The following is a 24347-nucleotide window of genomic DNA, read 5'->3' as shown; positions in this document are numbered from 1 at the left end:
GCCGCTCGCGTCGCCGGGCGCGGTGAAGATCGCGCCCACGGCCGCCCAGGCCGCCCCCGCGGCGGCGAAGCTCCCCGCGCCGCGGTCGCCCGCAGCCGAGACGGGTCCGCTCCCCGCCGCGACGCCGGCGGCGCGCACCCCGGCCCCCGTCGAGGCCACGGCCGCGCCCGCCTCCCCGAGGCCGCAACCGGCGGCGCCGGCCGCGCCCGCCCCGCGTCCGGAGGCGATCCCGAGCACCTCGCCGGCGGCGTCGCCGGGCGGGGAGAGACAGGGAGGAAACCCCGGTGGCGCCTGACGTGTCGCTCGCGGCGACCCCGCACCGCAGGCTGTTCGCGCACTTCCCCTGGCACGTCGCTTTCGTGACGCTCGCCATCTCGGCGATCGGCGTCTGGAACCTCGCCTCGGCGTCCCGCAGCGCTCACGCGCCGGTCTGGATCTCCCAGGCCGCGTGGATGGGGCTCGGGATCGTGATCGCGCTGTCCCTGACGGTCTTCGACCAGCGCACGTTCCACCGGCTCGCGTGGATCTTCTACGCGGTGGTGATCGTGCTGCTCCTGCTCGTCTACGTGAAGGGCCGCTACGTCATGGGCGCGCGGCGGTGGCTCACCATCGGGCCCGTGAACTTCCAGCCGTCGGAGCTCGCGAAGCTCTCCGTCGCGCTCGCGCTCGCGAGCTACTTCCACGCGGACGCCGACAAGCGGAAGAACGGCTACGGGCTCGCCACGCTCGTGGTGCCGTTCCTCATCATCATGGTGCCGGCGGGGCTCGTGCTGAAGCAGCCCGACCTCGGCACCGCGCTCATCGTGATGGCGGTCGGGTTCACGCAGATCCTCTTCGCGCGCGTGCGGTGGAAGACCCTGGCCCTGCTCGCCGGCGTGGCGATCGTGGGCGCCGGGCTCCTCTACCCGCACCTGAAGCCGTACCAGAAGAAGCGGGTCGAGACCTTCCTCAACCCCGAGTCCGACGTGCTCGGGGCGGGCTACCACGCGACGCAGTCGATCATCGCGGTCGGCTCGGGGCAGGCGCTCGGCAAGGGCTGGGGACAGGGCACGCAGACGTACCTGTCGTTCCTCCCCGAGCAGCACACCGACTTCATCTTCTCGGTGTGGGCGGAGGAGCACGGGTTCCTGGGCTGCCTGCTCCTGCTCGCGCTCTACTTCGTGCTCGTGGCGAGCGCGATCGACATCTGCGGGAACGCGCGCGACCGCTTCGGCCACTTCCTCGCGGCGGGGCTCACGGGGATGATCTTCTGGCACGTCGCGATCAACATCGGGATGGTGATCGGGCTCTTGCCGGTGGTGGGCGTGACGCTGCCGCTCATGAGCTACGGCGGCTCGTCCGTCATCGCCATCTACACCGGCATCGGGCTGCTCGCGAACGTCGGCATGAGGCGGTTTGTGAATTGATCGGTCGCCGCGTCCCCGTCGCGGCTACGGAGCCGCTGGGGACCCGCGCCACCGGAGACGAGAACGCCCGCGGTCCTCGGGGGGCCGCGGGCGTCGTGTCCGGATCGGATCCGGAGCGCGCGTCAGCTGATGGCCTTCTTCAGGCTCTCCTCGAGCTTCGCCTTCGGCACGGCGCCGACGATGGTGTCCACCACGCGGCCGCCCTTGAAGACGAGGAGCGTCGGGATCGAGCGGATGCCGTACTGCTGCGGCACGTTCTGGTGCTCGTCCACGTCCATCTTGGCGACCTTCACCTTGCCTTTGTACTGCTTCGCCAGCTCCTCGACCGTGGGGGCGATCGCCTTGCAGGGCCCACACCACACGGCCCAGAAGTCGACGAGGACGGGAACGTCGCTCTTCAGGACCTCCTGCTCGAAGGTGGAGTCCTGCAGGATGACGAGATCGTTCGATGCCATGCGTTCTCCTTAACGCTTCGGTCGCCTGGGGCGCACTAATTAGCGGCTGTCCTGGATCCTGGCAAGCGCCTCGCGCGCCGTGATAGCTTCCGACCCGACCGGTCGCCGCGCGCGAGAAGCGCGCCACGTCCGCGATCGCGCCGAGGTATCCTACCCGTCCATGGCTGGGCTCCACCTCGTTCGCCGGGTCTCCCCGGACCGCCGCGCCGGCGCCCCTGCGAAGCGGACCGCGGGCCATCCCCGCTGCGGCGCGATGCCGCGGCCTGGAGGGCAGGCGGGCGGAGGGGCGCTCGGATATCCGTCCGCGCGTCACGAGGCGCAGGCATCGGCGTGGACGATCCGTGGAAGGGAGCGGGGGGGCTCACCCGTTTCTTCGGGTAGGAGAAGGCAGGCCGCATGAGCATCGTCATCCTCCGCATCGCCGCCGCGCTGTACGCCGTCGCCGCGGGCGCCTACATCGTGTTCTTCTCGCGGCCGCGCCACCGGGCCGCGGCCACCGCCGGCTTCTGGGTCCTGGCCTCGGCGTTCCTCGTGCACGCCGTCGCCATCGGCGTCGGTTGCAGCGAGTACGGCGGGGCGGAGTTCTTCGGGCTGCGCGGCGGCCTCGTCCTGCTCGTCTGGCTCCTCACCGGCGCGTACCTGTTCCTGCAGCGCTACTACAAGCTCCCCACCATCGGCGCCTTCGTGACGCCGCTCGCGCTCGTCGTGCTCCTGCCCACGCTCTTCGGGACGCCCGGCCACCCCGGCGTCGCGCCCGAGACGGTGCGGTACCCGAGCGTCACCCTGCACATCCTCTCCGCGGTGGGAGGCGTGGCGCTCTTCGCGATCGCGTTCGGGGTCGCGATCATGTACCTGCTGCAGGAGCGCGAGGTGAAGGGCAAGCGGTTCGGCGCGCTGTTCTCGCGCCTGCCCTCGCTGGACGCCCTCGATCAGATGATCCAGCGGCTCGTCCGCGCCGGCTTCGTCGTCTACACGGTCGCGCTCGTGGCCGGCACCATCACCGCCACGGCGGTGTGGAACAGCGCCTGGTCCTGGGACCCGCAGCAGGTGGTCTCGCTCGGGATCTGGATCCTCTACGGCGCGATGGTCCAGCTCCGCCACAGCGGCTGGCACGGGCGGCGGTACGCTCTCATGACCCTCGTCGGGTTCGTCATCCTGCTCTCGTCGATGGTGTCGCTGAAGATCGTCCCCGGGGTGACCCGCCACGCCGGCGACTACGGCGCGCGGGTCTCGGAGATCTCGCAGTGAGCGGGCGTGAGATCTACCTCGTCGGCCTCTCGCACAAGAGCGCGCCCATCGAGGTGCGCGAGCGGGTCGCCCTGACCGGCGATCTCCTCAAGGCGGCGCTCTGCGCGCTCAAGGGGTCGGACGGCGTCGCCGAGGCGGTCGTCGTCTCCACCTGCAACCGCGTGGAGGTCTACGTCCACGCCGACGGCATCGAGCCGGCGCGCGGCTTCTTCACCTCGCGCACGGCGGAGGCGGACGGCCACCTCTACGCAAAGATCGGCGTGGAGGCGATCCGCCACCTCTTCCGCGTCGCGGCGAGCCTCGACTCGATGGTGGTCGGCGAGCAGCAGATCCTCGGACAGGTGAAGGAGGCATACGGGCTCGCGAGCGCCGCGCAGTCGGCCGGCCCGTACATGTCGCGCCTCTGCAACCGCGCCTTCGCGACGGCCAAGCGCGTCCGGAGCGAGACCGACATCGGCCGCGGCGCGACGAGCATGTCGCAGGTCGCGGTCGAGCTCGTGGAGAAGATCTTCGGGGATCTGAAGGGCAGGACCATCCTGCTCGTCGGCGCGGGCAAGATGGGCGCGCTCTCCGCGAAGGCGCTCGCGGTGCTCGGCGCGGATCGCATCCTCGTGACGAACCGCTCGCCCGAGCGCGGCATGGCGCTCGCCCAGCAGGTCGGGGGGAGCTTCCGCGCGTGGGACGAGCTGCAGCGCCTCCTCGTCGAGGCGGACGTGGTGATCGTCTCGACCGGCGCGCCGACCTACGTCGTCACCCGCGAGATGGTGCACCAGGCGATGAAGGCGCGCCGCAGCCGCTCGATGTGCCTCATCGATCTGGCCGTGCCGCGCAACGTCGATCCGGCCTGCGCCGACCTCGGCGAGGTGTTCGCCTACGACGTGGACGACATGGAGAAGGTCGTCCAGGCCACGCAGGAGGCCCGCCGCGGCGAGGCGCTCCGCGCCGAGGCGATCGTCGAGGCGGAGGTGATGGCCTTCGCGAGGGAGCGGGACGCCCGCGCGGCGCTGCCGGTCCTCGCGCAGCTCCGGCGGCACGCGGAGCAGATCGCGCGGGCGGAGGCGGAGCGGACGCTCTCGCACCTCGGCCCGAAGCTGGACGAGAAGGGCAAGAAGAGCGTGGAGGCGATGGCGCAGGCCATCGTGAACAAGCTCCTGCACGGTCCGACGGCGCGCCTCAAGGCGGCGGCGTCGACGGGCGACGGCGACCTCCCGGGCGCCGCCGCGGAGCTGTTCGGCATCGAGAACGAGCCGGCGCGCCCGGAGAGCGCGCCGGCGGACCCCGTCGAGGGCCGCGCCGCGGCCTCGTCGGAGCGCAGCTAGGAGAGCTACCCGAGATGATCCGCATCGCGACCCGCCGCAGCCCCCTCGCCAAGTGGCAGGCCCACCACGTCTCTGACCTCCTCCGGGCGAAGGAGCCCGGCCTCGAGGTCCGCCTCCACGAGCTCGTCACGAAGGGCGACCGGATCCTCGAGGTCCCGCTCGCCGAGGTCGGTGGCAAGGGCCTCTTCGTGAAGGAGATCGAGGACGCGCTCCTGAACGGGGACGCCGAGATCGCCGTCCACTCGATGAAGGATTTGCCCGCCGTGCTGGCGCCGGGCCTCGCCATCGGCGCGGTGCCGGAGCGAGAGGACCCGCGCGACGCGCTCTGCTCGCCGCGCTACAAGACGCTCGCCGGGCTCCCCAGGGGCGCCAAGGTCGGCACCTCCAGCCTCCGTCGCGGCGCCCAGCTCAAGGCGCTCCGCCCCGACCTCCACATCGAGGTGGTCCGCGGCAACGTCGAGACCCGCCTCCGCAAGGCGAGCGAGGGGCTCGACGCGGTCGTCCTCGCGTACGCCGGGCTGCGCCGGCTGGGCCTCGCCGAGCACGCCACCTACGTCTTCCCCCCCGAGGAGATGCTCCCCGCCGTCGCCCAGGGCGCGCTCGCGCTCGAGGCGCGCGCGTCGGACGGGCCGACGATGACGCGGCTCGCCGCGCTCGACCACGCCGAGACGCGCACCCGCGTCGAGGCGGAGCGCGGGTTCCTCGCCCGCATCGAGGGCGGCTGCCAGGTGCCCATCGCCGGCCACGCCACCGTCCAGGGCGGGCGCGTCGCGATGCGCGCGCTCGTCGCGTCGCTCGACGGCACACAGGTCATCCGCGGCGAGCGGAGCGGCCCGGCGGCCGAGGCGCGCGCGCTCGGCGTCGCGCTCGCCGAGGAGCTCCTCTCGAAGGGCGCGGACGCGATCCTCCGCGAGTGCGAGGGCAAGATTCCGGGCCTCGCGGCGCCGAAGCGCTAGGCGGCTTCCGTGGCGGCCCGCCTCGACCGTCGCACCGTCGTGGTCACCCGCGGGAAGGGCGGCGAGGACGCGCTCTCCGTGCGCCTGCGCGCCCTCGGGGCGCAGGTGCGCGAGGTCCCGTCCATCGCGTTCGCGGACCCCGGCGATCCGGGGCCGCTCGACGCGGCGCTGCGCGGGCTCGACCGGTTCGACTGGGCGGTCTTCACGAGCGCGACCGCGGTCGATCGCACCGTGGCGCGGCTCTCCGCGCTGGGCGTGGAGACGGCGGCGCTCGCGCGGCTGCGGCTCGCAGCGGTGGGGCCCGCGACCGCCGAGCGGCTCGCCCGCGCGGTGCGGGAGCCCGACCTCGTCCCCGGCGAGGCGAAGGGCGACGCGCTCGCGCGGGCGCTCGAGCCGCACGTGCGCGGGCGGCGCGTGCTCTTCCCGCGGCCGGCGGAGGGGCGGCCGGAGACCATCGCGGGGCTCCTCGCGGCGGGCGCGGAGCTCACCGCCGTCGAGGCGTACCGGACCGTGCCCGCGCCGGCGGAGGCGATCGCCCCGCTCGGCGACTGGCTCGCGCGCGGAGAGGTCGATGCCGTCGCGTTCGCCTCTCCGTCCGCCGTCCGGGCGGTCGCGAGCGCCCTCGGCGAGCGGGCGCCGCTCCTTCGCGGCGTGCTCCTCGCCGCCATCGGCCCTACCACTGCTGAGGCCCTGCGCGAGCACGGCCTCACGCCGGGCGCGGAGCCCGAGCGGTACACCGGAGCGGACCTCGCGGAGGCGGTCGCGGCGAGGCTCGGCCCCGGGTAGATCTTCGAGCCGAGGGTCTGCGCATGACGACTGAGCTGGACATCGGGGAGACCCTCATCCGCATCCGGGTGCCGCTCGAGCGGTCGGACGGCGAGGCCGGTCCTCCCGACGACTGGCTGTGGGCGGAGCCGCTCGGCGCGGGGCGGTACCGGGTGGAGAGCTGCCCGTTCTTCGCCTACGGCATCTCGCGGGACGACGTGGTCCTCGCGGCCGTCGAGGGCGAGGGCGGCGGCGCGGTCGACGAGGACGCGCCCCGGCTCGACGACGTCGTCGAGAAGTGCGGCCACCGCACGCTGCGGCTCGCGCTCGATCCGGGCGCGGAGCTGTCCGACGAGGGCGTGCAGACGTTCCTCGAGCGGCTCCTCGAGCACGGGTGCACGCACGAGGCGCTGCGCCCGAAGCTGGTCGCCGTCGACGTGCCGCCCGAGGTGGACGTGGCCCGGGTCGCGGAGGTCCTGCAGGACCGCGCGAACGAGGGGCTGCTGGTCTGGGAGTGGGCGGATCCGAGGCCCTGCTGAGGGATCACGAGCGGGCGCCGCCCTCAGGATCCGAGGACGACGCCGCCGGCCTCAGCGCCCCTTCTTCGCGGCCGCCCGGCGCTCCTTGCGCGCCTCCTTCTCGGCGCGGCGGCGGGCGAGGAACCCCTGCTTCTCGGCGCGCGGCGCGGCCGGCGCGGCGGCGGGGGCACCGGCGCGCGGGGGCGCAGCGCGAGGCGAGGAGCTGGCGGACGGAGGCGGCGCGGCGCCGGCCGCCGCGGTCCGCGCGACGCGCGGCTCACCCGGGCGCTTCGGCGCGAGGGTCCAGTGGAAGAGCCGCTTCACGACGAGCGTCGCGTAGGCGCCCGGCGGCAGCGTGAACGCCACGTTCACCCGCAGGCGACCGCGGTTCAGCTCGTCCCGCTTCGCCTCGCCGACGGCGAGCCGGCCGGGGAACACCAGGATCGGGCGCTCCTCGGGGTCGAAGTGGATCTCGGGCGTGCCGGGCACGGCGAGATCCGCGGGCGTCTGGCCCTCGCGGCGGAGCACCGAGAGCGCGGCGCTCTCCACGGCCGGATCCGAGAACTTCGTCCCCGGGCCGAGGAGCGGGAAGCTCCGCTCGTGCAGCAGCCGCGCCTGCGCGGCGTCGAGCTCGCGCGGGAACAGGAGCGAGCCCGCCTGGTAGCGGATGGACACGAGGCGCTGAATCCCGACGACGTCCTTCAGGTACTGCTTCACGCCCTCGTTCCACAGCCAGCTCTGGTAGGCGAACACCTGGAGCGCGCGCCAGCGCGGCTCGGTCCGCAGGAGCGCGCCCCGGTAGTCGCTGGGGTTCTTGCGCAACCACCGCACGACCGCCTCGTAGCGCTCGGCGCCGGGGTAGGGGTTCCTGCGATCCCACTCGCCCCAGTGCTCCTTCCAGAACCCCTTCACCCGCGCGTCGTCGGAGGCGTCGAGCTCGCTCGGGTGCGCGAGGACGTTCCGGAGCGCGAGCTCGAAGTCACCGCGCATGAGGTCCTTCACGATGAAGCCCTGGCCGTGCTTCAGCGCGCCGAACCGCTGCGAGTCGAAGTAGTTCACGACCCCCAGGCGGCGGACCTCCGCGATGGAGGCCGTGAGGCGGGCGACGTCGTCCTCGGAGAGATCGCGGACGGTCACGGCGAAGCGGTTCGAGGTCGTGTTCTCCGCGGAGATCGGCTCGCGGGACCGCCCGAGCGGCTTCAGGCGGAGATCGGGATCCTGCAGCTCGATCTCGCGGCGGTGGATCGCGATGAGCTGGGTGGTGCGCCCCTGCTTGTCCTTGAGGCCGCAGAAGCTCACGGCCGCGCGGGGGATCTTGAACTGCTTGCAGATGCGCTCGACCGCGTCGAACGTGGAGAGCTTCTGCTTGTCCATCAGGTAGACGTAGTGCGAGCCCTTCGGGTCCTCGTCGAAGCGCCACGACTCGGAGACCTGGAAGTCCTCCGGCTTCTGCTTGAGCTTCATGCGCGCTCCCTACCACGGAACGACCGCCGGGGCGCGGTGCGGGGGGTGGCGCCGCTCCCCTGGCCGGGTGTATGGACCCCGTCCGACCCCGTGCGGCGTGCGCCCGTGGGGCCCGGGGGCGGGTCGATCTCGGAGGTCCGAATGGGCATGGGAGAGCTTCTCGTCGTCCTCTTCATCGTGGTGCTCTTCTTCGGCGCGAGCCGCTTGCCCGCGCTCGGGGAGGGGCTCGGCAAGGCGCTGCGCAGCCTGAAGGGTGCGGTGAGCGGGGAGGGGGTCTCGGGGGGCGGAGAGAAGGCCCGAAAGGTCCCTCCGCGCGAGCTCGGTCCGGGCAGCAGCGAGGGTGAGACCGGAGGGGACGAGCGCTAGTCGAGCGGAGCGCGGCGCGGGAGCACGTCCGGGCGATCCCGGGAAGCGGCCGGCTAGGCCGTCTTCTGCCGGAAGAACAGGACGATCGACAGACAGTGGAACTCGTCGTCGCTCGACTGCGTGACCACGCGGTCCACGACCTCGAGGTCGGCGTTCGAGCGCATCCAGCGCGTGACTGTCTCGCCGAGCTCCTCGCGTTCCTTGGCCTTGGTCGCGGAGAAGACCTTCACCCCGGTGAACTGCTGCATCGCGCTCTCCCCTGTCTCTGACGCCTCGCCCCTTTGCGGCGCGACCGACCCGAAAAAGTATTGCCGACGCATTTTGCACTGTCAAACCTGCGACGCCGATAACACTCGATGTCTCCTCGCGGTTTTTGGGGTCCGCGCCCCCGCCGCGGCTTTTGCTCGGCGGTTTCGGCGTCCCTAGGTTCAGGCCGAGCGGAGGGGTCATGCGGCCGAAGAAGGGCTTCGCGGTCGAGTTCATCAACCGGATCCGGACGATGGATCCCTCGGAGCTGAACGCACTCATCGTGCGTGAGGCGGGGGAGGACCTCGCCCAGTTCTTCCTGTCCTACAGCGCGAGCCTCATCTCCCGTGATCCCGAGAAGGTCCTCGAGAACACCTCGAGCCTCATGTTGATGGGCTATCTCATCCGCGCGGCCGAGGACCGTCGCGAGCACCGCCACGAGCAGGCGGTCGCCCTCGCCTGATCCTTCTCAAGCTCCCGCGCCCCGTGCTAAGCACGCGACGGCCCAGCAGAGGCCGGGGGCGCCATGCTCATCGATCTCCACGTCCACAGCCATCACTCCCGCGGCGGCACGCTCGCGCCGCGCGATGCGCTCCGCCGCGCGAAGGAGGCCGGGCTCGACGGGGTGGCGTTCACGGACCTGAACACGCTCGACGGCCTCGACGAGATCCGCGCCGCGGGCCGGGACGAGGGCCTGCTCGCGCTCGTGGGCGTCGAGGTCTCGACGGATCGCGGCCACTACCTCTGCTTCTTCCCCGATCCGTCGAAGGTCCCGGCGCCGCCGCAGGCGTTCGGGTCCGCGACCCCGTGGCCGGTGCGCGACGTGCTCGCGAAGGTGCGGGCGCTCGGCGGCGTGGCGGTGGCGGCGCACCCCTACGACAAGACGATCGACCGGCCGAGCGGGGACTTCATCTTCACGCTCGAGGGGCTCGCCGCGATCGAGGGCTTGAACGCGCGCGTCACGGCCGCGGCGAACGACCTCGCGGTCGAGGCCGCGGACCACATGACCCTGCCGTGCACCGGCGCGTCCGGCGCGCACGCCTCGCTCGACGAGATCGGGAAGGCCGCGACGCTGTTCCGTGACCCGGTGACGAGCGAGGCCGACCTCGTGGCGCAGCTCAAGGCCGGGACGGTCTTCTGCGTCGCGATGGGCGTCACGCCGCAGCCCGCGTCAGCGGGCGACCGTCGCGAGCGGCGCGACGACCGCGGCGGGCATGGCCACCGGGGCGGTCATGGCGGAGGTCACGGCGGGCGCCGCGAAGGCGGCGGGAACCGCGGCGGCCATCGCGACCGCGGCGGGCGCCGGTAGAGAGCCCCACCGCAGGCCGGATCCGTACTGCCTCCGTACGCCGAGCAGCGGAGCGACGAGTCCGCCCGGCGCAGGCCGGGATCGTGCGCCCGTGGCGGGGCCACAGAGGCTACCCGCAGGCGCACAAGCCCGAGCCGAGCCGGGCGCAAGAGGAGCGGAGCCGCGCAGGCGTACTGCTTCCGTACGCCGAGCAGCGGAGCGACGAGTCCGCCCGGCGCAGGCCGGGATCGTGCGCCGTAGGCTAGCGCTCCCAGCGGACCAGTCGATCGTCCTGCAGGAACGCGCGGCGCTTGCCGCCCGCCCACGACCACTCTTCCGTCCCCGCGGGCCGGTCGATGCGCTTCCGCTCCGGGAGGCCCCACGCCATCTCCAGCGCGCGCGGGCTCATGCCCTCGGCGGGCTCCTTCTTGAGGATCGCGGCGCGCTGGTCCGGGGGGAGGCCCCGGAAGAACGAGGAGGGATCCTCGACGGAGAGGATCTGCTCGACCTCGGCGCGGACGTCGGCGTAGCTCGCGGCGGTCTGCGGGAGGACCACGACGAGCGGCCGCGACTCGCCGGCCGCCTCGACGTAGACCCACGGGCTGTATCGCGGCGTCATCACCACGCGGCGCGCGATGAGCCAGCCGGTCGGGAACTCCACCTCGCGCAGCCGGACCGCCGTCCCGGGCGGGAGGATCCGCTCGGGCGTGGGCGGGGCGATCGGCGTGCCGCCGGTCGTCTCGATCATGTCGAGCTCGGCCGGCGACTGATCGGTGAGCAGCATCTTGGACCGGTCGCCCCAGAACGGCGCGACGTAGGCGGCGACGCGCAGGTAGCGCTGCTGCCCGTCGAGCTCCTGGTGGACGCGGGTTCGCTCGGTGTCGGGGATGGCCGCGTGCGGCGCGCAGGCCGCGAGGGCGAGGAGGGCGGGGACGAGGAGGGGAGCGCGTCGCATGCACCATTCTTCGCAGAGCCCCGCCCCGCGCACAAGCGAGGCTCCGTCGGCGCTCGAGGTGCCGCGAGGCCGATCGGGTCGGCGCGGCCGGAGAGCGGGGCCGCGCGCTCGCACCCGTCTACTTCCGCTCGGCGTTCTTCCCTTCCTCGATGAGCTCGCGGACGCGCTGCCCGCCCTTGTGACCCAGCTCCGAGTAGCCCTTCGAGCCGAGCTGCTCCTTGCGCGCCTCGCCTCCGAGGCGGCCTGCCTCGCGTACCGTCATGTTGCCGCTCGCGCGGCGCTGTCCCTTGTCCCGGTCCGGCATGTGCGACTCCCTGTCCTCCTGAGGATGGGCCAAAGCTGAGGGTGGGCCCTCTGCGGGGCAAGGGCGCGCGCGCATAAGCTTCTCCCGCCGACGCACCGGGCGCGCCGGCGGGCGCTCCTCGGGGCGGCGCAGGCGGTCGCTCACCGTTACGCTTCAGGCCATGGCGCGGCTGAGCGACAACGCCCTTCACGTCCTGGAACGCCGCTACCTCCTGCGCGACGAGCACGGCGCCGTGGTCGAGACGCCGGAGGCCCTGTTCCGGCGCGTCGCCCGGGCGGTCGCCGCGGCGGAGCCGCCCGGCGAGCGCGATCGAGCCGCCGAGCGGTTCGAGGCACGCATGACGGGGCTCGAGTTCCTGCCCAACTCGCCGACCCTGATGAACGCGGGCCGGACGCACGGCCAGCTCGCCGCCTGCTTCGTGCTGCCCGTGGAGGACGACCTCGCAGCGATCTTCGACGCGCTCAAGTGGGCGGCCCTCATCCACCAGTCCGGCGGAGGCACCGGCTTCGCGTTCTCGCGGCTGCGGCCGCGCGGCGACGTGGTGAAGACCACGCACGGCGTCGCGAGCGGTCCGGTCTCGTTCATGCGCGTCTACGACGCCGCGACCGAGATCATCAAGCAGGGCGGCGTGCGGCGCGGGGCGAACATGGCGGTCCTCTCCGCCGCGCATCCGGACGTCGTCGAGTTCGTGGACGCGAAGCGCGGCCACGGCCTCGAGAACTTCAACCTCTCCGTCGCCGCGCCCGACGCGCTGTTCCACGCCGCGTCGCGCGGCGAGCCGTGGCCGCTCCGCCATCCGAGGAGCGGGGCGGTGGTGCGGACGATCGACGCGCGGGCGCTGCTCGACAGGATCGCGGAGGCGGCGTGGGCGTCGGGCGAGCCGGGCCTCCTCTTCCTCGACCGCGTCGAGGCGGCGAACCCGACCCCCGACCTGGGACACTTCGAGGCGGTGAACCCGTGCGGCGAGCAGCCGCTGCTGCCCTTCGAGGCGTGCACGCTCGGCTCCGTGAACCTCGGCCGCTTCGAGCGGGGCGGCCGCGTGGACTGGGACGCGCTCGCCGCGTGCGTGCGGGACGGCGTGCGCTTCCTCGACGACGTGCTCGACGTGAACGTCTGGCCGCTGCCGCAGATCGCGGAGATCTCGCACCGCAACCGGAAGGTCGGGCTCGGCGTGATGGGCTGGGCGGATCTGCTCGTCCGCCTCGGGACGCCCTACGACGCGCCCGAGGCGCTCGCGCTCGCCGACGAGGTCATGGGCTTCGTGCAGCGCGAGGCCCACGCCGCGAGCGAGGAGCTCGCGCGCGAGCGCGGCTCGTTCCCTGGCTTCCCCTCGAGCGCGCTCGCGCGGGACGGCCGCCCGCCGCGCCGGAACGCGACCGTCACGACGATCGCGCCGACCGGCACGCTCGCGCTCATCGCGGGCTGCTCCTCCGGCATCGAGCCGCTCTTCGCGCTCGCCTACGTCCGCCGGGCGCTCGACGACTCCGAGCTCCGCGAGGAGCACCCCCTCGTCGCGCGGGCCCTCCACGAGGCCGGCGCCGGCGCGGCGATCTCCTCGGTGCGCGCGGCGGGACGCGCGCGCGGGATCGTGGGCGTGCCGGACGCGGTCGCGCGGCTCTTCGCCACCGCCTACGACGTCTCGCCCGAGGCGCACGTCCGGATGCAGGCGGCCTTCCAGCGCCGCACCGACAACGGCGTCTCGAAGACCATCAACCTGCCCCGCGACGCCGTCGTCGGCGACGTGGCGCGCGCGTATGCGCTCGCGTTCGAGCTCGGCTGCAAGGGGATCACCGTCTACCGCGACGGCTCGCGCGAGCAGCAGGTGCTCACGAGCGGCGCCACGCGGAACGGCGAGGAGTGTCCGCAGTGCGCGTCCGCCCTCACCCGGGCCGGCGGCTGCATGACGTGCGGTCACTGCGGCTGGGCGAGCTGCGAGACGACCGAGTGAGGTGAGCCGTGCCTCGCTGCCGCGCCCGGGCCATCCGGGGCCGGCGGTCGTTCCGGGCGGGGCGCGGGAGGGGAGCCCTCGCTCGCATACGCGTCCTGCGCGGACGCGTCACGTCGTCACGGGAGTGGTAGGGGCCTTCCACCGACATTACAGACAGTGCCGGACGTCGGGAGAAGTCGCCGTCAGGGAGGTCCCCGATGAGAGCGATCGTCGCGGATGATCACGAGGTGGTGCGGCGGGGCGTGCGTGCCCTCGTCGAGTCGCACCCCGGCTGGACGGTGTGCGGCGAGGCCTCGAACGGACGGGACGCCGTCCGGCTCGCTCAGGAGCTCCGCCCGGACGTCGTGGTGCTCGACGTCACCATGCCCGACCTGAACGGGCTCGAGGCGACGCGCGAGATCCGCTCGACGGTGCCCGGCACCGAGATCGTCCTCCTCACGGTGCACGACTCGGATCAGCTGCTCGATCAGGCGCTCAGCGCCGGCGCCCGCGGCTACGTCCTCAAGGAGGACGCCGCCCGTCACCTCGTGGACGCCATCGACGCGCTGTCCCGCCACACCCCGTACCTCACGGCGCGCGGGGCGGAGCGCCCGGCCGCCGTTCCGGCCGCGGAGGCGGGCCGGAACGCCGCCGTGTCGCGCGGAGGCCGCGTCACCTCCCTCACGCAGCGCGAGCGCGAGGTGCTCCGGCTGCTCGCGCAGGGCGAGTCGAACCGCGAGGTCGGCGAGCAGCTCTCCATCAGCGCGAAGACGGTCGAGACCCACCGGGCGAACGTCATGCGGAAGCTCGGCGCGAGCTCGATCGTGGACCTCGTCCATTACGCCATCCGCAACGGCATCGTCGTGCCGTGACGTGACCGCGCGGCCTGCGGAGAGCCTCGGGGGCCGCGGTCGCGAAGCCGTAGGCGACGGCGCGCGCCAGTCCCCGGCTTGCCGCCGAGGCGTCCCGTGGGGGCGGGCGGCGATCGTGCGCAGACGGCTCCGGAGGGGGCGCGCGTCGCGGATGGGGCCTGCGTAGACGATGGCGACGCGCTCCGACACCGACCCAGCGTCGACCGGCGCCGAGCGGCGGGCCGACCCGATCGCGTCGGCGGCCGAGCATCTCCTCGCGGTGGGCGCCGCGGAGCTCGACGCCGCGGTGGACGCAGTCCTCCGGCACGCGGTCCTGCACGTGGGCGCGGAGCGCGGGGCCGTCGTCCTCCTGGGCCGCGAGCAGAGCCTGGCGCTCGAGCGGTCCTGGGCGGCCCCCGGCGTGCCGCCGGTCCGGGAGCAGCTCGACGCGCCCTGGGTCCGCGCCGAGATCCAGGCGGGCAGGGTGGTCGCGCTGTCGTCCACGGACGATCTCCCGTCCTCGGCGGAGGCGGAGCGGCGGATCGCCCGGAAGAGCGGCATCCGCTCGGCGCTGTTCGTGCCCCTCGTGTGCGCGGGGCACCCGGTCCTCGGGTGGGCGGGGTTCGTCACGCTCTCGCGGCCGCGCCCCTGGGCGGCGGGGGTCATCGAGGACGCCCGCCGGCTCGCGACGCTCCTCGCCGCCGCGCTCCTGCGGCTCCGCGCCGAGCGCGAGCGCGACGAGCAGGCCCGGCTGCAGGCCCTCGCGCTCGAGGTCTCGTCGGGCTTCATGGACCTGCCTCCCGAGCGCGTCGTGGAGGGCGTCGTCGGGGCGCTGCGGCACACCGCGCGCGCGCTCGAGGCGGATCGCGGGTCCGCGTGGCTCCTGGAGGACGAGGGCGGCGCCGTGATGCGCCTGCTCGCGTCCTGGCCGCCGGACGCCGGGCTCCCGGAGCGCGGCGCGCGGGACGAGAAGCCCTGGCTCGGCGCGATCCTCGAGCGTCACCTCCGCGAGCACCGGCCGTACGCGCTGCACACGATAGACGAGCTCCCGCCGACCGCCGAGGCGGATCGCCAGCGCCTGCGCGCGCTCGACGCCGAGGCGCTCGCGGCCATCCCGCTCCGCGCCGGCGATCGCGCGCTCGGCTGGCTCGCCTTCTCGTGCCGGCGGCCCCACGCGTGGTCGGCGCACGCGCTCGCGAACACCCTCATCGTCGGGGACGTGGTCGGCGGCGCGATCGCGAGGGCTCGCGACGCCGAGCGGATGCGCGCGAGCGAGCTCGGCGCGCTCGCGTCGCGGGACCTCCTCCAGTCGACGATCGACGCGCTGTCGGCGCACGTCGCGATCACCGACGCGGAGGGGACCGTCCTCGCGGTGAACGCCGCCTGGCGGCGCTTCGCGGACGAGAACGGGCTCGCGATGCCGCGCCACGGGCTGGGCGCGAGCTACGTCGCCGAGTGCGAGGCCGCGGCCGCGAACGGCTGCGCGGAGGCCGCGGCCGTGAACGGCGCCATCGGCGCCCTCGCCGCCGGCCGGCTCGACGACTACCGCGTCGAGTACGCGTGCCATGGCGCGCAGCGGCCGCGCTGGTTCCAGCTCCGCATCACGCGCTTCGGAACGCCCAGCGCGACCCGGCTCGTGTTCGCGCACGAGGAGGTCACGGAGCTCAAGCAGTCCGAGGAGCGGCTCCACGCGCTCACCGGCCAGATCCTGCACGTGCAGGACGGCGAGCGGCGGCGCATGGCGCGCGACCTGCACGACGGGGTCGCCCAGCAGGTGTTCGCGATGTCGCTCGAGCTCGCCCGGGCGCGCGGACGCGCCGAGGACCCCGAGGTCCTCCGATCGCTGCAGGAGTGCGAGGCCCTGTGCCGGATGGTGCTCCAGGACCTGCGCACCGTCGCGCACGTGCTCCACCCGCCGATGCTCGACGTGGTCGGGCTCGTGCCGGCGCTCGACTGGTTCGTCCGCGGCTTCGCGGCCCGCAGCGGGATCGACGTGGCGTTCCGGTCCGAGGGCGTCGAGCGGCTCGCCCCCGAGACGGAGCTCGCGCTGTTCCGGGTGGTGCAGGAGGCGCTCGCGAACGTCCAGCGCCACTCGGGGAGCCCGTCCGCCCAGGTGTCGCTGACGCAGGGGGAGGGCGAGGTGGTGCTCGTGATCCGCGATCAGGGCCGGGGCATCCAGCTCGGCCCCGGCGCGCTCGTCGGCGTGGGCGTGGGAGGGATGCGCGAGCGGATCCGCCAGCTCGGCGGCACGCTGCGGATCGTGGGCGGGGCGGAGGGGACCGAGATCCGCGCCACGGTGCCCGCGCGCGTTCCCTGATCGAGGGCGCCCGCTTCGCGTCGCGAATCTCGAATCGCGCCGGCCCCTCAATCCCCGCGCACGGCCCGCTCGCCCAGCTCGCGCGAGCGCCGCGTCGCGGCCTCGACCGCCGCGATGAGCGCGGCGCGCAGCCCGCCCTGCTCGAGCACGTGCACGCCCGCGATGGCCGTCCCGCCCGGGCTCGTCACCTGGTCCTTCAGGCGGCCCGGGTGCTCGCCCGTCTCGAGCACCAGCTTCGCGGAGCCGAGCACGGTCTGGGCGGCGAGCGCCATCGCCACGGAGCGGGCGAGCCCGACCTTCACCCCGCCGTCGGCGAGCGCCTCGATGACGAGGAACAGGAACGCCGGTCCCGAGCCGGAGAGGCCGGTCACGGCGTCGAGGAGCGGCTCCTCGACGACGACCGTCGTACCGACGGACTGGAAGAGCGCGCGGGCCTGCTCGAGGTCGGCGTCGGTGGCGTGCGCCCCGCGCGCGAGCGCGCTCGCGCCGGCGCCCACGAGGGCGGGCGTGTTGGGCATCGTCCGGACGATGCGGACGCCGGCGCCGAGCTTGCGGGCGATCGCCGCGATCGAGACGCCGGCGGCGATCGAGATCACGAGCTTGCGGTGATCCACCGCCGGCGCGATCTCGTCGAGGAGCTGCTCCATCGTCTGCGGCTTGACGGAGAGGACGACGATGTCCGCCTGCTCGGTCGCCTCGAGGTTCGAGGCGACCGTCGTGACGCCGTAGCGCTTCGCGATCTCGTCGCGCCGCTCCGAACGGAGCTCGGCGCACAGGATCTCGGCGGCGGTCGCCGTCCCCGCGCGGAGGAGCCCCTTCACGAACGCCTCGGCCATGTTTCCGGTGCCGAGGAACGCGATCTTCTTCCCGAGTGCCATCGGGGAAGCCTAGACGACCCGGCGGGATTCGTGAACAGCCAACGAGCGAAGCGCCTCCGGGTGGGCGTCGCGCGCTCGAGACCGCGCGTTCCCGGGCCCGGCCAGAGGGGTGAGGCGCCGGCCGTGCGCGCGAGGGCTGCTCCATGGAGCGCGCTACCCGATGATGAAGTCCTCCTTCGCCACCGGGCCCCGCGTGAACCGGTCGAGCGTGAACTGCTCGAAGATCTCGTGCTTGCCCTTGCCGGTGAGCCAGTCCGCGTACAGCTCCGCGACGGCCGGCGCCATCATGAACCCGTGGCCGACGAACCCGGAGAGCTGGTGGAAGTTCTCGAACCCGGCCGGGCCGAGCACCGGGTTGTTGTCGGGCGTGACGTCGTAGCAGCCCGCCCACTGCCTGAGGACCCGCGTCCCGGCGAGCACCGGGATGCAGTCGATCGCGGCGCGCGCGAACCGCGCGAGGAAACGGAGCGTCGACCCCTGCACGACGCCCTCCGGCTCCAGCGGATCGCCCATGCCGCCCACGAGCTCGCCGCGCTGGGACTGCGAGAAGTAGAGGCCGTTCCCGAGGACCGACACGAGCGGATCGAGCCACGGCTTCATCGGCTCCGTGACCAGGATCTCGTGGCGCGTGGGGCGGTTCGGGAGCGCCACGCCCGCGAGCGCGGCCACCTCCTTCGACCAGGCCCCGGCGGCGACCACCACGAGATCGCAGGCCACGCGGCCGCGGTCCGTCACGACGGCGGTGACCCGCCGCTCGGCCGTCTCGAAGCCGGTGACCCTCGTGAAGGTCGCGATGCGCGCGCCGGCCGCCTCCGCCTGGCCGGCGTAGCCCCACAGGAACGGCCAGGGGAAGACCACCCCGTCGTCGGGGTTGTACGAGGCCGCGAGGAAGCGCGACGGATCGAGCTCCGGCACCACCTCGAGCGCCTGCGCCCGGTCGATGACGCGGGTGCGCAGCCCCTCCTCGCGGTGGAGCTCGGCGTTGCGCTCGATGCGCTCCACCTGCTCCGGCGTGGGGGCGAGGAACAGGTACCCGCCGCGCCGGAACCAGACGTTCACGCCCATGTCCACCGCGAAGCGGTCGCAGAGCTCGAGCGAGCGGCGCGCGAGGCGGATCATCGTGGGGGTCGTCCACTGCGCGCGGACCCCGCCGCCGTTCCGGCCCGAGGCACCCGCGTTGAGGTAGGCGCGCTCCAGCACGAGCACGTCCTTCGTGCCGCGCCGGGTGAGCTCGTAGGCGAGGGCGAGGCCCATGATGCCCCCGCCGACGATGACGACGTCGGCGCGCGCGGGCAGCGGCGCGAGCTCGGCGGCGGGCGTTCGCGCCTCGGCCGGGTGGACGGGCACGCCGTCGTCGATGGGGAGGTCGGCCGGCTCGATCGCCGCGAGCGCGCCGAGCGGCGCCGGCCGGTAGGGCGGCCGCACCGTGAAGGGCAGCACCTCGGCCGGCGTGGCGCCGAGCCGGAGCAGCTCGCGGGCGACGAGGGCGACGCAGCTCTTCCCCTGGCAGGGCCCGGTGCCGAGCCCCGTGTAGCGCTTCACCGACTCGAGATCGCGGTTGCCGGCCTCGAAGGCGCGCCGGACCTCGTCGAGGAGCACGTCCTCGCAGCTGCACACGAAGGTCTTCGTCATCGCGCGGCCTCCCCCGCCCGCCGGCCCGCCTCGGCCGCGCGCGCGCCGTCCATCGTCCCCGTCACCTCGCCCGCCGCGAAGAGCCCGTCGACGCCGGTCCGCCCGTCGGCGGCCACGCGCAGGGCGAACACGCCCGTGGTCGCGTCGAGCACGAGCTCCGCGCCGAGCTCGCGCGCGAGCTCGGTCGCCGGCGCGGGAGGGGTGGCCACGGCGACGACGTCGACCGGGATCCGCTCGCCCGCGAGCTCGAGCGCGCGCACGCGCGCGCGGCCGAGGACCCGCCCGCCCTCCGCGCTCCGCAGCCGGCGGACCTCCATCCCGGCCGCGGCGAGCCGGGCCGTGAGCGCCTCCGGCTCCGCCCCCTCGCCGAGCACGATCGCGCGCCGGCCCGGGACGACCCCGTGCTCCGCGAGAGCCACCGCGAGGCCGCGGCCCCCGTACACGCCCGGTCGATCGCCGTCGGCGATGGCGGGCGGCTGGGGGTGGCCGCCCGCCGCGACCACGATGCGTCCGGGCCGCACGAGGCGGAGCCGCCGCGGCGGCCCGTCGGCGTCGAGCGCGGCGAGGGGGCTGCCGCCGTCGCGCCAGAGCCCGAGCACCGCGGTGCGCAGCGCGACCTCGCCCCCGGCCGCCGTCACCCGGGCGACCACCCGCGCCGCCCAGGCGAGGTCCGGCTCTCCCCGCAGGCCGTAGCGACAGCGGAGCCGTCCGCCCACCGCGGGCTCGGCGTCGGCGACGAGCACCCGGCGGCCCAGCTCCGCGAGGGCCTCGGCGGCGGCGAGCCCCGCGGGGCCGGCGCCCACGACGAGCGCGTCGAAGCGCTCCTCCGAGGCCGGCGCGGAGCGCTCGGCCGGGAGCGCCTCGACGTCGGGCAGCGTGCCGAGGCCCGCGAGCCGGCGCGAGAACGCCACCGCGGCGTGGTTCGCGATCCCGCTCCAGGTCATGAGGTGGTGGTGATCGAGGCCGTGCGGGTAGACGAGGTCGATCGCGCCGAGCAGGTCGTGCTGGGCCGTCGGCAGCGCGTTCTGCGTCTGCACCGTGAGTCCCTGCTGGCACGGCGTCCGGCAGGCCCGCTGGTTCGGGAGCCCGCCGGCGCGGACGAGGCAGGAGCCGCACGAGCCGGTGAGGCAGAAGGCGCCGCGCGGGCGGTGGTACTTGGCGCTGCGCGACACGAGGGGGCGCCCGTGGGCGAGGAGCGCGGCGGCGACGGGCTCGCCCCGCCGCGCGGGGATGGGCTCGCCGTCGAAGAAGATGGTGCAGTCGGGATCGAAGGTCGGGAGGCGGGGCATGGGGTCCTGGCTCGGGCGCGCGGAGAATAGCGCCGAGGCGGCCCGGCGTCTCGCCCGCGCACCGTGCCCGAAGGTGCCCTGTGGCGCGTCCGCGCGCCGCCCGGGTTATGACACACCGCGTGGCGGTCCTCTTCGTCTTCGTCGACGGCGTCGGCGCCGGGCTCCCGGACCCGGACCGGAACCCGCTCGCCCGCGCCGACCTGCTGCTGTCGCGCTTCGCGGACGGCACCGGGACGCCGCTCCCGGCCGGCGGGCGTGCCGTCCTCGCCGACGCGTGCCTCGGCGTCCCCGGTCGCCCCCAGTCGGCGACGGGGCAGACGGCGATCCTGACCGGCGAGAACGCGCCGGCGGCGGTGGGTCGTCACGTGCTCGGCTTTCCGAACGCGCCGCTCCGCGAGCTCCTCCGCGCGCGCTCGCTGTTCCGCGCGCTCGCCGCCGCGGGGCGCACCGCGGTGTTCGCGAACGCGTACCCGGTCGCCTACCTGCGCGCCCTGGGCCTCGAGGCGGACGGCGAGCCGGAGCTCGCGCTCGGGCGTCGCCGCCCGCGCGCCGCGGCGACGACGATCGCGTACGCGGCGGGGGGCTTCCGCTTCCGGACGTGGGCCGACGCGCGCGCGGGGCGGGCGCTCACCCACGACCTCACCGGGCGCCGCGCGCGAGCTCACGGCGCGGACGTGCCCGAGCGCGCGCCCGAGGAGGCGGCGGGGATCCTCGGCGCGCTGGCCGCGGGCGCGGATCTCGCGCTCGTCGAGTTCTTCGAGACCGACGAGGCCGGCCACGCGCGGTCCATGCCCGCCGCCCTCGACGCCTTGCAGCGCGTCGACGCCTTCCTCCGCGCGCTCGTCGCCGCGCTCGGGCCGGACGACGCGCTCGTCGTCGCGAGCGACCACGGCAACGTGGAGGATCTGTCCATCCGCAACCACACCCGCGCGCCGGTCCCCGTGCTCGGGTTCGGCCGCGCCGCGGCCGCGCTCGACGCCGTGCGGGACCTCACCGACCTCGCACCGCTCCTCCTCGGCCTCGCCGGGGCGCTTGCGCCGCCCGCACGCTGAACGGTAGAGGAGGGCGTGCCCCGCGTCGCGCTCGCCGCCGCGCTCGCGCTCCTCGCCGCGTGCGCTCCGCGCGCGCCCCGCGACGGGGCCGGCGCCGAGCGCGCCCTCGACGTCTCCGCCGGCGGGGCGCGCTTCCGCATCGTGTTCGGCCCGGAGGACGCCGGCGAGGCCCGGCGCGTCGCGGACGCGCTCGCCCTCGCGGCGCCGCGCGCGCAGCGCTTCGGGGCGCTCGCCGTCCCGGTGACCATCACCCTCCACCCCAGCCACGCGGCGCTCGAGCGCGCCGCGTCGCGGCCGGGCTACCCCTGGCTGAGGGCCTGGGCGCGCTACGCCACGATCGAGCTGCAGTCCCCGCGCACGTGGGGAGGGCTCGGCGGGCTCGTCGGCGCGCGCCGCGGCCGGGTCGCCGAGCTCCTCGCGCACGAGCTCGCCCACTGCGCGATGTGGCAGCGCGCGGGCGACGCGCAGACCTGGCTCTACAAGGGCATCCCGCGCTGGTTCACCGAGGGGCTCGCGAGCGTCGCGGCGGGGCAGGAGCGGCGCCACGCGGCTCTCGCGGACCTCGCGCGCTTCTACGACGGCGCGGCGCCCTCCGCGGCAGGGGGCGCTGGCGGCCCGGATCCGCTCTCCGAGTCGGAGGCGCTGTACCTCCGCCAGGCGGAGCTCGTCTACGGCGCCGCGCACCACGCGTTCGGATTCCTCGTCGCGCGCTACGGCGACGCGCGCGTGCGGGCCGTGCTCGACGGGATGGGCGCGGGGCTCTCGTTCGCGTCCGCCTTCCGCGCCGCCGTCGGCCTCGAGCCCGAGGCGTTCGAGGCGGAGTTCCGGCGCTACGTCGCGTGGCGCGGCTTCGAGCGCTGAGCTCAGGCCCGGCGCACGACGCTCGCGACCAGCCACAGCCTGTCGCCGTAGGCGCGCTCCGCGCAGAGCCAGAGCCGCACCGGCTCGCCGGCCACCTGGAGGGCCGCGCCCGACTCGGGGCCCCACACCCACTCGCGCGCCTCGGCGCCCCCGCCGCTGCGGGGCGGGCCGGCCTCGGCGCCCAGCAGCGCGAGGGACACACGCACCGGGTCCGCCGGCTCGGCGCCGACGACCTCCATGAGCGTCACGAGCCCCTCGCGATCCGCCTCGAGGTGGGCGACGGCGGCGAGCTCGCCGTCCTTCCGGAAGCAGACGTCCGGCTCGGAGAGATCGATGTTGAGGAGGCGGCGCCGCTCGGCGTCGAGCCCGATGGGCGTCGCGTAGGGCGTCCAGCCCGCGCGGAGGAACGCGTCGAGGGCGCCGCGGCGCGGCTGGAGGAGGACGGAGTCGAGCGTGGGGACGGGGAGGGGCAGGCTCACGGCGCCACCCCCGGACTGCGCGGGGAGGCGCCCGAGGGGGCCTCGGACCAAGGCGCGGGCAGGATCGGGCTCCGCTCGCTCGCGCGGGCCACCCGCTGCAGCTCGATCTCGCCGACGAGCGCGGCAGGGGCCACGGTCGACACCGGCACGTAGCCGCTCTCCGCGCCGCAGTAGCCGTTGAACACCTTCACCTCGCGTGTCGTCGCCATCACCTTGTTCACGCTGGTGAGCGGCGTCCCGACGAGCTCCACGCCGCGCACGAGCACCTCCTCGCCGGTCCTCGCGTCCACCCGGTAGACGAGCCGCGGGGTCCCCTTGAACGCCTGGTAACCGTAGGACATCGTGTTCGTGTCGCCTCCCGTGACGTCGCGGATGACGAGCCCGTAGGGCTTCCCCTGGCGGCGGGCCTCCTTCATGAGCAGGCGCTTCAGCTCGTCGTGCGACACCGTCCGCCGCGACTCGACGACGAGGTTCGCCATCCGCGCGGTGGGGCTCCGCCCGCCCTGGCTGCGGCCGTGGCCGTTCGAGCGCTCGAACGGGCGCACCGGCTTTCGCGAGAGCAGGTAGGTCACGAGCCGGCCGTCCTTCACGAGCACCGTGCGCTGCGCGGCGACGCCCTGATCGTCGAACGCGTAGCTGCCGTTGAGCGCCGTGCCGGCGGCGCTCTCCAGCGTCGGGTCGTCCACGATCGAGAGGAAGGCGGGGAGGATCTGCTGCCCCACCTGCCCCTTGAACGTCTGACCCTCCTTGTCGTCGTCGACGCGCTCACCCTCCAGCCGGTGTCCGACCACCTCGTGGAAGAGCACGCCCGCCGCCTCGGGCTCGAGGATCGCGGGCCCGGTGTACGGATCGATGGCCGGCGCCTTGCGCAGGGCCTCGAGCTCCGCGGCGACGGCGTCGACGGCCTCCCGGACCTCGCCCTCCGATGGGAGCGCGGCCTCCGTGCGCGCGTAGAAGTCGCGCCCGTCCTCGAGGAGCTGGCCGTCCGGCGCGCGGGTCACCGCCTGCAGGTGGACGAGGTAGAGCGTCCGCTCCGTGACGAGGGCGGACCCCTCGCTCGAGGCGAACCAGCGGACCTGCCTCTCCGCGGTGATCCGGAGGGAGGCGTCGAAGATCGCGGGGTGCGCCCGGAAGCGCGCCGTGGCCTCGCGCGCGAGCGCCTTCCAGCGCTCGCGGTCGAGGGGGAAGGGCAGGGGAGCGTCGACGTGGCGCGAGGCCGCCTCGCGCGTGAAGCTCGGGGCGCGCGCGGGATCGTCCTGCCGGTACACCTGGCGCGAGCGCTTCTTGAAGTACGACGACAGCGCCTCCTTGAGCTTCTCGTCGGTCGCGAGCCACAGCGCGTTGCGCAGCGCCGTGGTGTCGCCGTCGAGCGGCGCCTCCTTCGGCGCGTACCAGCTCGGCCCCTCGCCCATGACGAGGAACGGCCCCTCGTCCGGCGCGGACGAGTCGAGCTCGTAAGAGCCGACGCGCAGATCGACGAACAGGTTGCGGTCGCGACGCGCGTCGTCCTCGAAGAGCGCTCCGAAGCGCGCGCTGATCTGGTGGCGCGCCACGTCCGTCACCTGGTAGCCGATGAAGTACGGCGCGTCGTAGCCCTCGATCCGCAGCCGCTCCATCGAGCGGGAGAGCTCCGCCTGCATGGCGCCGAGGATGGCCAGCCGCTCGTCGGCGACCGCCTGCGCGGGCGGGTGAGGGGGGGCGGGTGCGGCGGCGACCGCGAGGGCGGCGGCGAGGGCGGCGGCGAGCATCGCCCGTGACTTAGCACGGGGCC

Annotated in this window: 24 protein-coding genes; 14 read left to right on the top strand and 10 right to left on the bottom strand. The window is 74.6% G+C overall.

Features of this window, described 5'->3' with window-relative positions; genetic code table 11:
• Positions 1-284: 284 nt before the first annotated feature.
• Positions 285-1406 carry a rod shape-determining protein RodA gene (rodA, locus tag MLV88_RS15950; RefSeq protein WP_242337586.1) on the top strand — a complete coding sequence of 374 codons (1122 nt, stop codon included), beginning with the start codon at positions 285-287 and terminating at the stop codon, positions 1404-1406.
• 122 nt (positions 1407-1528) lie between these two features.
• Here the strand turns inward: rodA and trxA are convergent, their stop codons facing one another.
• Positions 1529-1861 (bottom strand): thioredoxin, encoded by a 333-nt coding sequence (trxA, locus tag MLV88_RS15945; RefSeq protein ID WP_242337584.1) that lies wholly within the window; start codon positions 1859-1861, stop codon positions 1529-1531.
• Positions 1862-2257: 396 nt separating this feature from the next.
• On the opposite strand from trxA, the gene MLV88_RS15940 reads away from it, so the two are divergent.
• From MLV88_RS15940 to MLV88_RS15920, 5 genes are read left to right on the top strand one after another with little or no spacing between them, the layout of a single operon-like run.
• Positions 2258-3109, top strand: a complete 852-nt coding sequence (locus tag MLV88_RS15940; protein ID WP_242337582.1) for a cytochrome C assembly family protein — start codon at positions 2258-2260, stop codon at positions 3107-3109.
• Positions 3106-4428, top strand: coding sequence for a glutamyl-tRNA reductase (hemA, locus tag MLV88_RS15935; RefSeq protein WP_242337580.1), 1323 nt, complete (start codon positions 3106-3108; stop codon positions 4426-4428). The genes MLV88_RS15940 and hemA overlap by 4 nt, the downstream gene beginning before the upstream one ends.
• 14 nt (positions 4429-4442) lie before the next feature.
• A complete protein-coding gene (gene hemC, locus MLV88_RS15930) occupies positions 4443-5384 on the top strand; it encodes a hydroxymethylbilane synthase (RefSeq protein WP_242337578.1) in 942 nt (313 codons plus the stop codon).
• Positions 5385-5393: 9 nt separating this feature from the next.
• On the top strand, positions 5394-6170 hold the full coding sequence (locus MLV88_RS15925) for a uroporphyrinogen-III synthase (protein ID WP_243337968.1): 777 nt from the start codon (positions 5394-5396) through the stop codon (positions 6168-6170).
• Between the two features lie 23 nt (positions 6171-6193).
• Positions 6194-6688, top strand: a complete 495-nt coding sequence (locus MLV88_RS15920) for a DUF4265 domain-containing protein (protein ID WP_243337967.1) — start codon at positions 6194-6196, stop codon at positions 6686-6688.
• Positions 6689-6739: 51 nt separating this feature from the next.
• On the opposite strand, the gene truD is transcribed toward MLV88_RS15920, so the two are convergent.
• Positions 6740-8131 (bottom strand): tRNA pseudouridine(13) synthase TruD, encoded by a 1392-nt coding sequence (truD, locus tag MLV88_RS15915; protein WP_243337966.1) that lies wholly within the window; start codon positions 8129-8131, stop codon positions 6740-6742.
• Between the two features lie 141 nt (positions 8132-8272).
• Here truD and MLV88_RS24650 point away from each other — a divergent pair, with 141 nt between their 5' ends.
• Entirely contained in the window at positions 8273-8497 is a 225-nt protein-coding gene (locus MLV88_RS24650; protein WP_308197070.1) for a twin-arginine translocase TatA/TatE family subunit, read from the top strand.
• Between the two features lie 53 nt (positions 8498-8550).
• Here the strand turns inward: MLV88_RS24650 and MLV88_RS15905 are convergent, their stop codons facing one another.
• Positions 8551-8745 (bottom strand): hypothetical protein, encoded by a 195-nt coding sequence (locus MLV88_RS15905; RefSeq protein WP_242337570.1) that lies wholly within the window; start codon positions 8743-8745, stop codon positions 8551-8553.
• 200 nt (positions 8746-8945) lie between these two features.
• Here MLV88_RS15905 and MLV88_RS15900 point away from each other — a divergent pair, with 200 nt between their 5' ends.
• Together MLV88_RS15900 and MLV88_RS15895 are read left to right on the top strand one after the other, a co-directional pair.
• Positions 8946-9206, top strand: coding sequence for a hypothetical protein (locus MLV88_RS15900; RefSeq protein ID WP_242337568.1), 261 nt, complete (start codon positions 8946-8948; stop codon positions 9204-9206).
• Between the two features lie 63 nt (positions 9207-9269).
• Positions 9270-10052, top strand: coding sequence for a PHP-associated domain-containing protein (locus tag MLV88_RS15895; protein ID WP_242337566.1), 783 nt, complete (start codon positions 9270-9272; stop codon positions 10050-10052).
• Between the two features lie 241 nt (positions 10053-10293).
• Here MLV88_RS15895 and MLV88_RS15890 read toward each other — a convergent pair whose 3' ends face one another.
• Positions 10294-10986, bottom strand: coding sequence for a hypothetical protein (locus tag MLV88_RS15890; RefSeq protein ID WP_242337564.1), 693 nt, complete (start codon positions 10984-10986; stop codon positions 10294-10296).
• Positions 10987-11104: 118 nt separating this feature from the next.
• Positions 11105-11290 carry a hypothetical protein gene (locus tag MLV88_RS15885; RefSeq protein WP_011985696.1) on the bottom strand — a complete coding sequence of 62 codons (186 nt, stop codon included), beginning with the start codon at positions 11288-11290 and terminating at the stop codon, positions 11105-11107.
• Between the two features lie 160 nt (positions 11291-11450).
• Here MLV88_RS15885 and MLV88_RS15880 point away from each other — a divergent pair, with 160 nt between their 5' ends.
• From MLV88_RS15880 to MLV88_RS15870, 3 genes are all read left to right on the top strand, one after another.
• Complete coding sequence (locus MLV88_RS15880) at positions 11451-13238, top strand: adenosylcobalamin-dependent ribonucleoside-diphosphate reductase (RefSeq protein ID WP_243337965.1); 1788 nt, start codon at positions 11451-11453, stop codon at positions 13236-13238.
• Between the two features lie 197 nt (positions 13239-13435).
• Positions 13436-14089 (top strand): response regulator, encoded by a 654-nt coding sequence (locus MLV88_RS15875; RefSeq protein ID WP_242337561.1) that lies wholly within the window; start codon positions 13436-13438, stop codon positions 14087-14089.
• Positions 14090-14258: 169 nt separating this feature from the next.
• Positions 14259-16385 carry a GAF domain-containing sensor histidine kinase gene (locus MLV88_RS15870; RefSeq protein WP_243337964.1) on the top strand — a complete coding sequence of 709 codons (2127 nt, stop codon included), beginning with the start codon at positions 14259-14261 and terminating at the stop codon, positions 16383-16385.
• Between the two features lie 47 nt (positions 16386-16432).
• Here MLV88_RS15870 and proC read toward each other — a convergent pair whose 3' ends face one another.
• The 3 genes from proC to MLV88_RS15855 all read right to left on the bottom strand — a co-directional run bounded on the left by proC (position 16433) and on the right by MLV88_RS15855 (position 20184).
• Positions 16433-17263 carry a pyrroline-5-carboxylate reductase gene (gene proC / locus MLV88_RS15865; protein ID WP_242337557.1) on the bottom strand — a complete coding sequence of 277 codons (831 nt, stop codon included), beginning with the start codon at positions 17261-17263 and terminating at the stop codon, positions 16433-16435.
• Positions 17264-17416: 153 nt separating this feature from the next.
• A complete protein-coding gene (locus tag MLV88_RS15860; protein WP_242337555.1) occupies positions 17417-18895 on the bottom strand; it encodes an FAD-dependent oxidoreductase in 1479 nt (492 codons plus the stop codon).
• Positions 18892-20184: a 2Fe-2S iron-sulfur cluster-binding protein gene (locus tag MLV88_RS15855; RefSeq protein WP_242337553.1), complete on the bottom strand. Its 1293-nt coding sequence runs from the start codon at positions 20182-20184 to the stop codon at positions 18892-18894. Before MLV88_RS15855 ends, MLV88_RS15860 begins: the two co-directional genes overlap by 4 nt.
• Positions 20185-20291: 107 nt before the next feature.
• On the opposite strand from MLV88_RS15855, the gene MLV88_RS15850 reads away from it, so the two are divergent.
• Both MLV88_RS15850 and MLV88_RS15845 read left to right on the top strand, forming a co-directional pair.
• Positions 20292-21236, top strand: a complete 945-nt coding sequence (locus MLV88_RS15850) for an alkaline phosphatase family protein (RefSeq protein WP_242337551.1) — start codon at positions 20292-20294, stop codon at positions 21234-21236.
• 15 nt (positions 21237-21251) lie between these two features.
• Positions 21252-22097, top strand: coding sequence for a hypothetical protein (locus tag MLV88_RS15845; RefSeq protein WP_242337549.1), 846 nt, complete (start codon positions 21252-21254; stop codon positions 22095-22097).
• Between the two features lie 2 nt (positions 22098-22099).
• On the opposite strand, the gene MLV88_RS15840 is transcribed toward MLV88_RS15845, so the two are convergent.
• Positions 22100-22576: a hypothetical protein gene (locus MLV88_RS15840; protein WP_242337547.1), complete on the bottom strand. Its 477-nt coding sequence runs from the start codon at positions 22574-22576 to the stop codon at positions 22100-22102.
• A complete protein-coding gene (locus MLV88_RS15835) occupies positions 22573-24324 on the bottom strand; it encodes a TldD/PmbA family protein (RefSeq protein ID WP_242337545.1) in 1752 nt (583 codons plus the stop codon). The genes MLV88_RS15840 and MLV88_RS15835 overlap by 4 nt, the downstream gene beginning before the upstream one ends.
• Positions 24325-24347: the final 23 nt, after the last annotated feature.

The organism is Anaeromyxobacter soli, assembly GCF_022808855.1.
Classification (GTDB): Bacteria; Myxococcota; Myxococcia; order Myxococcales; family Anaeromyxobacteraceae; genus Anaeromyxobacter; species Anaeromyxobacter soli.
This window is presented reverse-complemented; position numbering and strand designations above follow the sequence as displayed.

What these genes read in the sequence shown, in the direction of transcription:
- trxA (WP_242337584.1), bottom strand. Translation starts at nt 1,861, where the DNA reads ATGGCATCGAACGATCTCGTCATCCTGCAGGACTCCACCTTCGAGCAG.
- MLV88_RS15940 (WP_242337582.1), top strand. Translation starts at nt 2,258, where the DNA reads ATGAGCATCGTCATCCTCCGCATCGCCGCCGCGCTGTACGCCGTCGCC.
- hemC (WP_242337578.1), top strand. Translation starts at nt 4,443, where the DNA reads ATGATCCGCATCGCGACCCGCCGCAGCCCCCTCGCCAAGTGGCAGGCC.
- MLV88_RS15920 (WP_243337967.1), top strand. Translation starts at nt 6,194, where the DNA reads ATGACGACTGAGCTGGACATCGGGGAGACCCTCATCCGCATCCGGGTG.
- truD (WP_243337966.1), bottom strand. Translation starts at nt 8,131, where the DNA reads ATGAAGCTCAAGCAGAAGCCGGAGGACTTCCAGGTCTCCGAGTCGTGG.
- MLV88_RS24650 (WP_308197070.1), top strand. Translation starts at nt 8,273, where the DNA reads ATGGGCATGGGAGAGCTTCTCGTCGTCCTCTTCATCGTGGTGCTCTTC.
- MLV88_RS15905 (WP_242337570.1), bottom strand. Translation starts at nt 8,745, where the DNA reads ATGCAGCAGTTCACCGGGGTGAAGGTCTTCTCCGCGACCAAGGCCAAG.
- MLV88_RS15900 (WP_242337568.1), top strand. Translation starts at nt 8,946, where the DNA reads ATGCGGCCGAAGAAGGGCTTCGCGGTCGAGTTCATCAACCGGATCCGG.
- MLV88_RS15895 (WP_242337566.1), top strand. Translation starts at nt 9,270, where the DNA reads ATGCTCATCGATCTCCACGTCCACAGCCATCACTCCCGCGGCGGCACG.
- MLV88_RS15890 (WP_242337564.1), bottom strand. Translation starts at nt 10,986, where the DNA reads ATGCGACGCGCTCCCCTCCTCGTCCCCGCCCTCCTCGCCCTCGCGGCC.
- MLV88_RS15885 (WP_011985696.1), bottom strand. Translation starts at nt 11,290, where the DNA reads ATGCCGGACCGGGACAAGGGACAGCGCCGCGCGAGCGGCAACATGACG.
- MLV88_RS15880 (WP_243337965.1), top strand. Translation starts at nt 11,451, where the DNA reads ATGGCGCGGCTGAGCGACAACGCCCTTCACGTCCTGGAACGCCGCTAC.
- MLV88_RS15875 (WP_242337561.1), top strand. Translation starts at nt 13,436, where the DNA reads ATGAGAGCGATCGTCGCGGATGATCACGAGGTGGTGCGGCGGGGCGTG.
- MLV88_RS15870 (WP_243337964.1), top strand. Translation starts at nt 14,259, where the DNA reads ATGGCGACGCGCTCCGACACCGACCCAGCGTCGACCGGCGCCGAGCGG.
- proC (WP_242337557.1), bottom strand. Translation starts at nt 17,263, where the DNA reads ATGGCACTCGGGAAGAAGATCGCGTTCCTCGGCACCGGAAACATGGCC.
- MLV88_RS15860 (WP_242337555.1), bottom strand. Translation starts at nt 18,895, where the DNA reads ATGACGAAGACCTTCGTGTGCAGCTGCGAGGACGTGCTCCTCGACGAG.
- MLV88_RS15855 (WP_242337553.1), bottom strand. Translation starts at nt 20,184, where the DNA reads ATGCCCCGCCTCCCGACCTTCGATCCCGACTGCACCATCTTCTTCGAC.
- MLV88_RS15850 (WP_242337551.1), top strand. Translation starts at nt 20,292, where the DNA reads ATGACACACCGCGTGGCGGTCCTCTTCGTCTTCGTCGACGGCGTCGGC.
- MLV88_RS15835 (WP_242337545.1), bottom strand. Translation starts at nt 24,324, where the DNA reads ATGCTCGCCGCCGCCCTCGCCGCCGCCCTCGCGGTCGCCGCCGCACCC.